General features: G+C 70.2%; 9 protein-coding genes. 1 reads left to right on the top strand and 8 read right to left on the bottom strand.

Going from position 1 to position 8,878, the window contains the following annotated elements; translation table 11 throughout:
* The 8 genes from I53_RS26060 to I53_RS26025 form a co-directional block, all read right to left on the bottom strand.
* Positions 1–677 (bottom strand): cell division protein FtsA (locus I53_RS26060; RefSeq protein WP_043356335.1); only part of this gene is annotated, 677 nt, incomplete at its 3' end.
* 52 nt (positions 678–729) lie between these two features.
* Complete coding sequence (locus I53_RS26055) at positions 730–1,683, bottom strand: cell division protein FtsQ/DivIB (protein WP_043356333.1); 954 nt, start codon at positions 1,681–1,683, stop codon at positions 730–732.
* On the bottom strand, positions 1,650–2,573 hold the full coding sequence (locus tag I53_RS26050; protein ID WP_043356331.1) for a D-alanine--D-alanine ligase: 924 nt from the start codon (positions 2,571–2,573) through the stop codon (positions 1,650–1,652). The genes I53_RS26055 and I53_RS26050 overlap by 34 nt, the downstream gene beginning before the upstream one ends.
* Before the next feature lie 111 nt (positions 2,574–2,684).
* Positions 2,685–3,611, bottom strand: a complete 927-nt coding sequence (murB, locus tag I53_RS26045; protein WP_043356329.1) for a UDP-N-acetylmuramate dehydrogenase — start codon at positions 3,609–3,611, stop codon at positions 2,685–2,687.
* On the bottom strand, positions 3,608–4,141 hold the full coding sequence (locus I53_RS26040) for a DUF559 domain-containing protein (RefSeq protein ID WP_043356327.1): 534 nt from the start codon (positions 4,139–4,141) through the stop codon (positions 3,608–3,610). The genes murB and I53_RS26040 overlap by 4 nt, the downstream gene beginning before the upstream one ends.
* Positions 4,142–4,145: 4 nt before the next feature.
* Positions 4,146–5,552 (bottom strand): UDP-N-acetylmuramate--L-alanine ligase, encoded by a 1,407-nt coding sequence (murC, locus tag I53_RS26035; protein WP_043356325.1) that lies wholly within the window; start codon positions 5,550–5,552, stop codon positions 4,146–4,148.
* A 49-nt stretch (positions 5,553–5,601) separates the two neighbouring features.
* Positions 5,602–6,711, bottom strand: a complete 1,110-nt coding sequence (gene murG / locus I53_RS26030) for an undecaprenyldiphospho-muramoylpentapeptide beta-N-acetylglucosaminyltransferase (RefSeq protein WP_043356323.1) — start codon at positions 6,709–6,711, stop codon at positions 5,602–5,604.
* Complete coding sequence (locus I53_RS26025) at positions 6,708–7,874, bottom strand: FtsW/RodA/SpoVE family cell cycle protein (protein ID WP_043356321.1); 1,167 nt, start codon at positions 7,872–7,874, stop codon at positions 6,708–6,710. The genes murG and I53_RS26025 overlap by 4 nt, the downstream gene beginning before the upstream one ends.
* A gap of 263 nt (positions 7,875–8,137) precedes the next feature.
* Between I53_RS26025 and I53_RS26020 the strand changes: the two genes are divergently transcribed.
* Positions 8,138–8,878, top strand: a 741-nt coding sequence (locus tag I53_RS26020) for a PAS domain-containing protein (RefSeq protein WP_043356319.1), incomplete at its 3' end; no start/stop codon positions are given.

Genomic DNA, 8,878 nt, shown 5'->3' with positions numbered 1-8,878 from the left:
CATCTCGGCCTCNTCGTCCCGAGCGCGGAGAGTCCGGCCGCGTAGGGCGTGGCGATCACCGCCTCGACGCCGAGGTGGCAATGCTCCACCGCCAGCATGACGTTGCGGGCGGCGGCCAGCTCGCTGGTGACCACGTGCAGGTCGACGCTGAGCGCCTCGCCGATCATGCCCGACGGGTCGATGACGGCGCCCTGCCCGTCCAGGGCGTAGCCGGTGGGCAGGGCGTGCAGCACGGCCCGGCCGGGGCTGACGCCGTGGGCGCTCGCGGTCTCGAGCACCCGCTCGACGTCGCTGCCCGTGACGGTGCCGGAGCGGACGTTCACCCGCGCCTGGAAATGCTGCGAGGCGAGCCGGCCGCCCGACATGTTGACGATGACCGACTGGACCTCGACCTTGGCCATCCGCTCGGCGGCGTGGACCGCCTGACGGATCGCGCCCTCGGCGGCGGCGAGGTCTACGATGGCGCCGCCCTTCAGGCCGAGCGAGCGCTGGTGGCCGATGCCGATGATGCGCGCGAGGTGGGTACGCCCGCGGAGCGTGGTGAGCGCCTCGGCGGGCTGCAGCTCGGCGATGAGGCAGACCACCTTGCTCGTGCCGATATCGAGCACCGAGAGGGTGGTCGAGCGCCGGGCGGAGAGCGGCTTCAAGCGCGGCGTGAGGCCGTGTTGGCTGTGCATTGACGCTACCGGACGCGGGAGGCGGGACGGGCGGAGATCGACAGGAAGGGCATCAGCTGGCCGCGCCCTTCTTCTTCGCCTTCTGGGCTTCCGCACGGGCGGCGGCGGCCTCCTCGGTCAGGCGCACCACGAGGCGGTCCGGCATGCGCAGGTCCACCGCGATGATGTCCTTCTCAAGCAGGCCGGCCTCGCGCTCGAACCGGACGAGGCGGGCGAGCGCCGCGGCCGGGTCGGCCTCGGGCAGGCGCACGTCGATGCCGTCGAACTTGAGGGTCCAGCGCCGACCGGACACGTAGGTGCCGGCCTTGATCCGCTCGGCGAGCGGACCGGCGGCGGCGATGAGGGCGAGATATTCCGGAAGCTTGGTGTTGGCGTCGTCGCCGACCACCAGGGGGAGGCTGGCATAGCGGTCGTCCCGCATGGCGTCGATGACGGTGCCGTCGGCGGCGATCACGCTGATCTCGCCGTTCTTCTGCCAGAGGGCCGCGGGCTCGCGCTCCACCTGGGTGATGGCGATCTCGTTGGGATAGATCTTCCGGACGGAGGCCTGGGCGATCAGCGGCACGCGCAGCAGCCGCTCGCGGACCTCGTTGACGTCGAGGAAGGGAACCGAGGAGCGCCAGTCGATGCCGGCGGCGGCCAGCACTTCGCGCTCGTACATCCGGGAGATGCCCGAGATGGTGACGCGCTCGACGCCGAAGCCCGCGACGCGCGCCGCGATGTCGAGGGGACGGCCCTGCTCCGCCACGAAGGCGTCGTAGCGGCCGCTCGCCACGAAACCGGCGAGCGCCATGGCGGCGGCGGACACGGAGACCGCCACCACGCCGACGCCGCGCGGCAGGCGCTCGCTCAGGCGCTGGCCCGAGCGGGCCCGGCGGACCGAGAGCGACCGAGGCGAGACGCGGCCGGCGAGCCGGCCCAGGATCGCGCCAGCGAGGCGCGCGGGACCGGTCCGGCCGGCGGCGTCGCCGCTCAGCGATTCAGGGAAGCGTCCTCCACCATCCATCGGACGAGCTCACCGAAACTCAGGCCCGCATGGGCCGCCATCTCCGGCACAAGGCTCGTCTGGGTCATGCCGGGTTGCGTGTTGACCTCCAGCACGACGAGCAGACCGGTTCCACCCGGTGTGTCGTCGTAGCGAAGGTCGGCACGGCTGACGCCCCGACAGCCCAGTGCTTGATGCGCCGTTAACGACAGTTCTTGGACACGCTGGTAAACATTTGGTTTAAGTTCGGCCGGGAGCACGTGCACCGACCCCCCCGGGGCGTATTTAGCGTCGTAGTCGTACCAATCCCCCGTCGCGGCCTTCACCTCGATCACGCCGAGGGCCCTGTCGCCCATCACCCCGCAGGTGAGCTCGCGGCCGGCTATGTAAGGTTCTACAAGGACTTGCTCGCCGAACGTCCACTCCTCGGAGGCGAGGATCTGTGGCGGGTGCGAGCGCCCGTCGCGCACGATGATCACACCCACCGAGGAGCCCTCGGCGATGGGTTTCACCACATAGGGTGGCGGCAGGGGGTGTGTCCTGGCGGCCTCACGACGGTTAACGATCCGGCCTTCCGGCACGTCGACGCCGGCCGCGCGCATGACGGTCTTGGCCTGCTCCTTGTTCATCGCGAGCGCCGAGGCGAGGACGCCGGAATGGGTGTAGGGGATCCTGAGGATCTCCAGGAGACCCTGGATCGTGCCGTCCTCCCCGTCCGGGCCGTGCAGCGCATTGAAGGCCACGTCCGGCTTGAGCGCCGTCAGCACGGAGGCGATATCGGGACCGACATCGACCCGGGTGACCCGGTAGCCCTCGCCTTCGAGGGCGTCGGCGCAGGCCTTGCCGGAACTGAGCGAGACTTCGCGCTCGGCGGAGGTGCCGCCCAGCAGGACGGCGACGTGCTTGGACATCAGGGCACCTCGAATAGGTCGGCTTCAAACAGACTCTGCAGGGACCGGACGGTCACCGGTGGCAGACGAGCACCGTATCCCGGCCGCATCGGCGAGGCGGGAACACCGCGCTCACCGGGGGGCGGCCGCCGCGCCGATCCGCCGGATCTCCCAGCGCAGCTCGACGCCGCTCGTCTCGCGCACCCGGCGACGGACTTCCTCGCCGAGTCCCTCGATATCGGCGGCGGTCGCCTGGCCGGTGTTGATCAGGAAATTGCAGTGCATCTCGCTGACCTGGGCGCCGCCCCGGGTCAGGCCCCGGCAACCGGCGGCGTCGACGAGCTGCCACGCCTTGCCGCCCTCGGGATTGGCGAAGGTCGAGCCGCCGGTGCGCTCGCGGATCGGCTGGGCGGCCTCACGGGCGGCCGTGACCCGCTCCATCTCCGCCTCGATGGCGGCCCGGTCGCCGGGCTTGCCCCGGAACAGGGCGCTCGTGAAGATGACGTCCTCCGGGGCATCCGAATGCCGGTAGGAGAAGCCCATGTCGGCGTGGCTGAAGGTGCGCAATGCGCCCCGGCGGTCGATTCCGCGCGCCTCCACCAGCACGTCGGTGGTCTCGCCGCCATGCGCGCCGGCATTCATGCGCAGCGCGCCGCCGATCGAGCCCGGGATGCCGCGGTAGAAGGCGAGCCCGTCGAGACCGGCCTCGGCGGCCGCCTTGGCGAGGCGCATGTCGGGAACCGCGGTGCCCACGGCCAGCGTGTCGCCGTCGATCGCGACGCTGCCGAACGCCTTGCCGCCGAGCCGGACCACCACGCCCGGCACCCCGCCGTCGCGGACGATCAGGTTCGAGCCGAGACCGATGACCGTGACCGGCACGTCGGGGTCCAGGGTGGCGAGGAGGCGCGCGAGATCCTCCTCGTCGGCCGGGATGAACAGGACCTCGGCGGGGCCGCCGACCCGGAACCAGGTGAGGTCGGCCAGCGGCTGGTCGGCGAGCAGACGCCCGCGAAGATCGGGCGCGGCGGCGCGGATACGGTCGTGGAGGGATGCGGTCATCTTTGGATCTCCCCGCTCCCCGCCTGCGGGGAGAGGGATGCGACGACCATGTCGTCGCATCGGGGCGGCAGCCGAGGGTGAGGGGGCGGCTCCAGCTGTGGCTCGACTGAAGCCGCCCCCTCACCTTCGCCCTTCGGGCGGTCCGTGCCGACGACGGGGTCGTCGCGACCCTCTCGCGGCAGGCGGTGAGTTGAGGGCGGCACGGACAAGATCGTGTCTCGGACGCGGGCGACGGTGTTCACGATCCCGGCATTCCAGAACCCCAGGACGCGAGAGCCCTGTGCGGTCAGCCACGGGGCCCGAACGCCATGGTCGCTGTCCGCGTGGTGGTCGCCATTCCGCATGACAATCAGGCGTGACGTTCGGGAGTCGAACTCCGCAACACAGCGCCTGATCGATTCCCGCCGGACGACATCGGCCCCGCCGAGACGCCGGTCCCGCAAGCGACACCGGAGGCGGCGCTCGGCCTCGGTCTGTGATCCGCGCAGGCATCGCCGGAAACGGGCCGGTTCCGGATCGGCCCCGCGCATCCCCTTACCGTCCCCGCGCGGCCAATTCGCCCGGCAGCGCGTAGGCCCATTGGGTGATCGTACCGGCCCCGAGGCACACCACGTAGTCGCCCGGCTTGGCGAGCTCCGCGATGATCCCCGAAAGTTCCTCCGGCCGCTCCAGCGCCCGGGCGTCGCGGTGGCCGCGAGAGCGCAGGCCCGCCACGAGGCTGTCGCGGTCGAAGCCCTCGATCGGCGTCTCGCCGGCCGCGTAGACCGGCGCCACGATCACCGTGTCGGCATCGTTGAAGCAGGTGCAGAAATCGTCGAAGAGCGATTGCAGCCGGGTATAGCGGTGTGGCTGCACCACGGCGATCACGCCGTGCTCGGTCGAGGCGCGCGCGGCCTTGAGCACCGCCTTGATCTCCACCGGATGGTGTCCGTAATCGTCGAAGATCGTCGCGCCGTTCCACTCGCCGGTGCGGGTGAAGCGCCGCTTGACGCCGCCGAAGCCGGCGAGCGCCTGGCGGATCGCGTCGGGCTTCACGCCGAGCTCGTGCGCCACGGCGAGCGCCGCGGTGGCGTTGAGCGCGTTGTGCTTGCCCGGCATCGGCAGGACCAGGTCCTCCATCTCCATCCGGTAGCCGGGGCGGCGGTCGCGGATCATCACCCGGAAGCGGCTCTGGCCGCCGCGCAGGTCCACGTCGATCAGGCGCACGTCCGCCTGCGGATTCTCACCGTAGGTGATGATCCGCCGATCCTCGATATGGCCGACGAGATCCTGCACCACCGGATGGTCGATGCACATCACCGCGAAGCCGTAGAACGGGATGTTGTCGATGAATCGCCGGAACGCGTCCTTCACGGCATCGAACGAGCCGAAATGATCGAGATGCTCGGGGTCGATGTTGGTGACGATGGCGACGTCCGCCGGCAGCTTCAGGAAGGTGCCGTCGGACTCGTCGGCCTCCACTACCATCCAGTCGCCCTCGCCCATGCGGGCATTGGTGCCGAAGGCGTTGATGATGCCGCCGTTGATCACCGTCGGGTCGAGGTTGCCGGCCAGCAGCAGCGTCGCGACCAGCGACGTGGTCGTGGTCTTGCCGTGCGTGCCCGCGATGGCCACGCAGGACTTGAAGCGCATCAGCTCCGCCAGCATCTCGGCCCGGCGCACCACCGGCAGACGGCGCTCCCGGGCGGCTTGCAGCTCGGGATTGTCGCGCTGGATCGCCGTGGAGACGACGACCAGGGCCGCCTCCTCGACGTTCTGGGCGTCGTGGCCCACGAAGGTGCGCATGCCCTTCTCGGCGAGACGGCGGACATTGGTGTTGTCCGAGGCGTCCGACCCCTGCACCGTGTAGCCGAGGTTGTGCATCACCTCGGCGATGCCGGACATGCCGATACCGCCGATGCCGATGAAGTGGATGGGTCCGAGCTTGTCGGGCAGCTTCATGGGTCGAACCGTCTGGTGTCGGGATCGCCGATGCGGAATCCCGGGAGGATCAGGTGCGGGCGGCCGTCTCGACGACGACCTCGGCCAGCCTCTCGGCGGCGTCATGGATGCCCGCGCTTCTGGCCGCATCGGCCGCTGCGGTCAATTTTGCCGGCGTCTCGAAGCAGGCCGTGAGGTCCGCGGCGAGGCGCTCGGGCGTGAAATCCGACTGTTTCACCGCCAGCGCCGCGCCGATCGCGTCGAGGGTCGCGGCGTTGGCAGCCTGGTCCTGATCCAGCGAGCCGGGCAGCGGGACCAGGATCGCCGGGCGGCCGATCGCCGCTAGTTCGGAGACCGTCGAGGCGCCCGAGCGCGAGACCACGAGGTGGCTCGCGGCCATGCGGGCCGGCAGGTCCTTGAAGAACGGCGCCGCCTCGATCCCCGCAAGCCCCATGGCGAGGTAGCGGTTCTGCACCGCCGTCAGGTCCTCGGGCCGGACCTGCTGGACGAGGTGCAGCCGGGCGCGCAGCGCGGCGGGCAGACGGGCGATCGCCTCGGGCACGACCTCACCCATGACCCGGGCGCCCTGGCTGCCGCCGAACACCAGGAGTCGCAGGGCGTCATCCGGACCGAGGGGGGGATACGGGATCTTCGCCGCCTCGATCACCGCCGGGCGAAGCGGGTTGCCGGTGTGGATCCGCGGGGCTTTGGCCTTCTCGGGCACGCCGCGCACGTCCTTGAAGCCGGTGGCGATGGTGCGGGCGCCCCGCGCCAGGAAGGCGTTGGCCCTGCCCATCACGGCATTCTGCTCGTGCAGGATCGTCGGCACGCGCAGGATCTGGCCGGCCAGCACCGGCGGGACGGTCGGATAGCCCCCGAAGCCCACGATGGCGGCCGGGTTGATCCGTCGGATCTCCTTCGCGGCCACGCCGAAGCCGCGGCCGAGCGTCAGCACGGCGCCGGCCCGCTTCAGCGGCGAGCGGCCGGACGGCGTCGCCGAGGCGATGGTGACGACCTCGGAGGCCGGGAACTCGGACGCGATGGCATCGACCCGGGCGTCGGTGGCGAGGGCCACCCGGATGCCGCGGGCGCGCAGCGCGTGGGCGAGGCTCTCGGCCGGGAACAGGTGTCCGCCGGTGCCGCCCGCGCAGAGCAGGATCGTGGGGGTGAAGACCGTCACCGCATCACTCCGGCGACGGTGGCCGGCGCGGTGCCGGGGGGCTTCTGGCTGAGCATCACGGTGCGGGGACGCTTGCGGGTCAGGGCGACGAGGAAGCCGGTGCCGAGCGCCAGCGAGATCAGCGAGGAGCCGCCGTAGGAGACGAAGGGCAGCGTCATGCCCTTGGCGGGCATCAGCTGGGTGTTCACCGCCATGTTGATGCAGGCCTGGAGGCCGAACAGCGTGGTCAGGCCGGTGATCGCCAGCCGCGAGAAGGTGTCGTCGGTGCGGCGGGCGAGCTTGAGGCCGCGCAGGACGATGAAGGCGAACAGGGCCACGAGGCACAGGCAGACGATCACGCCGAACTCCTCGCCGGTGACCGAGAAGATGAAGTCGGTATGCGCGTCCGGCAGGTGGCGCTTGGCCACGCCCTCCCCCGGCCCGGTGCCGAACCAGCCGCCCGAACGGAAGGATTCCCGCGACCAGAAATCCTGGAAGCCGCCGCCGGAATCCCGGTCGAGGAACTTGTTGAAGCGCTCACGCACGTGATGGAAGAACAGATAGGCAGCGAACACGCCTCCGAGCCCCAGCACGCCGAGGACGGCCACCCAGATCAGGTGGAGGCCGGCCACGAAGAACAGCGCGCACCACACCATGGTAATCAGCATGGTCTGGCCGAAATCGGGCTGGAGCAGCAGCGGCACGATGGTGATCGGCAGCAGCAGCAGGGCGAGGATCCCGCCCGGCATGTCGCGGCGCTGGGCGCCTTCCGAGAAGGCCCAGGCGGCGACGACCACGAAGGCGGGCTTCACGAATTCCGAGGGCTGCAGGCCGAAGGAGCCGAACTGGATCCAGCGGTGCGCGCCCTTGATCTCGGGCCCGAACTTGCCGGCGAGCAGGCACAGGACGACGCCGCAGACCCAGGTGACCAGCGCGAGCCGCCGGATGCCGCGCAGCGACAGGAACGACACCGCGCAGATCAGCAGGATGGTCGGCGCGAGGTACATCGCCTGCCGGTTGAGGAAGTAGAAGGTCGGGAGGCCGATGCGTTCGGCCACCGGGGGGCCGCCGCCCATCAGGAAGACCAGACCCGCGATCATCAGCGCGAACAGGGCCGCGAGCAGACCGCGGTCCACGGTCCACCACCAGTCCGTCAGGGGCGTGCGTTCCGCGCGTGACATCATGCCGGGCAACGACTCCAGGCCGCGCGGATGCCGATCCGCGCGGGTCGGGCCTGATCCTGTGCAGGAATGGTAAACGGAGCCTTATGGTCGCCGCGTGGGCTTTCGGCCGCCGCGAAACCGGCCTGCGGTGGAGTGCTGTATTCGACCGGTTTTATACTGGTATAAAGACACCCTATGTTAATCTTCCCATTGCAACTTTCAGGTGTACACCCGGCGGGTCGAGGCGCGCTGCGCCTGGCCCGCCCAGAGGAAGCCGACGCGCCATGTTTTCTGCCCTGAACGTCCGTGAAGCGCATGCCAAGCTCGCGGCCCTCGACCGGGTTCAGGGCGTGATCGAGTTCGATCTGGCCGGGCGGATCCTCTCGGCGAACCGCAATTTCCTCGACGTCGTCGGGTACACGCTGCCCGAGATCGTCGGGCAGCACCACAGCCTGTTCATGGATCCGGCCCAGCGGGACGCGCCGGACTACCGGGCCTTCTGGGAACGCCTTCGGTCCGGCGCATTCGAATCCGGTCAATTTCAGCGGGTGGGCCGCGGCGGCCGGCCGATCTGGATCCAGGCCTCGTACAATCCGATGCTCGACGTCCGCGGCCGTCCCTACAAGGTGGTGAAGTTCGCCACCGACATCACGCAGCAGCGGACCGAGGAGGCCGACCGCGCCGGCCAGATCGCCGCGATCGACAAGGTGCAGGCGGTCATCGCCTTCGATCTCGACGGCACGGTGACGGCGGTCAACGACAATTTCCTGACCGCGATGGGCTACACCCGCGACGAGGTGATCGGGCAGCATCACAGCCTGTTCGTGGACCCCGCCCACCGCGAGAGCGAGGGGTACCGGGCCTTCTGGGCGGCCCTGCGGAACGGAACCTATCAGGCCGCCCAGTTCCGGCGGATCGGCAAGGACGGCCGCGAGGTCTGGATCCAGGCCTCCTACAACCCGATCCTCGATGCCGCCGGCCGGCCCTACAAGGTGGTGAAGTTCGCCACCGACATCAGCGATCAG

The sequence above is a fragment of the Methylobacterium sp. B1 genome (assembly GCF_000333255.1).
GTDB lineage: Bacteria > Pseudomonadota > Alphaproteobacteria > Rhizobiales > Beijerinckiaceae > Methylobacterium > Methylobacterium fujisawaense.
This window is presented reverse-complemented; position numbering and strand designations above follow the sequence as displayed.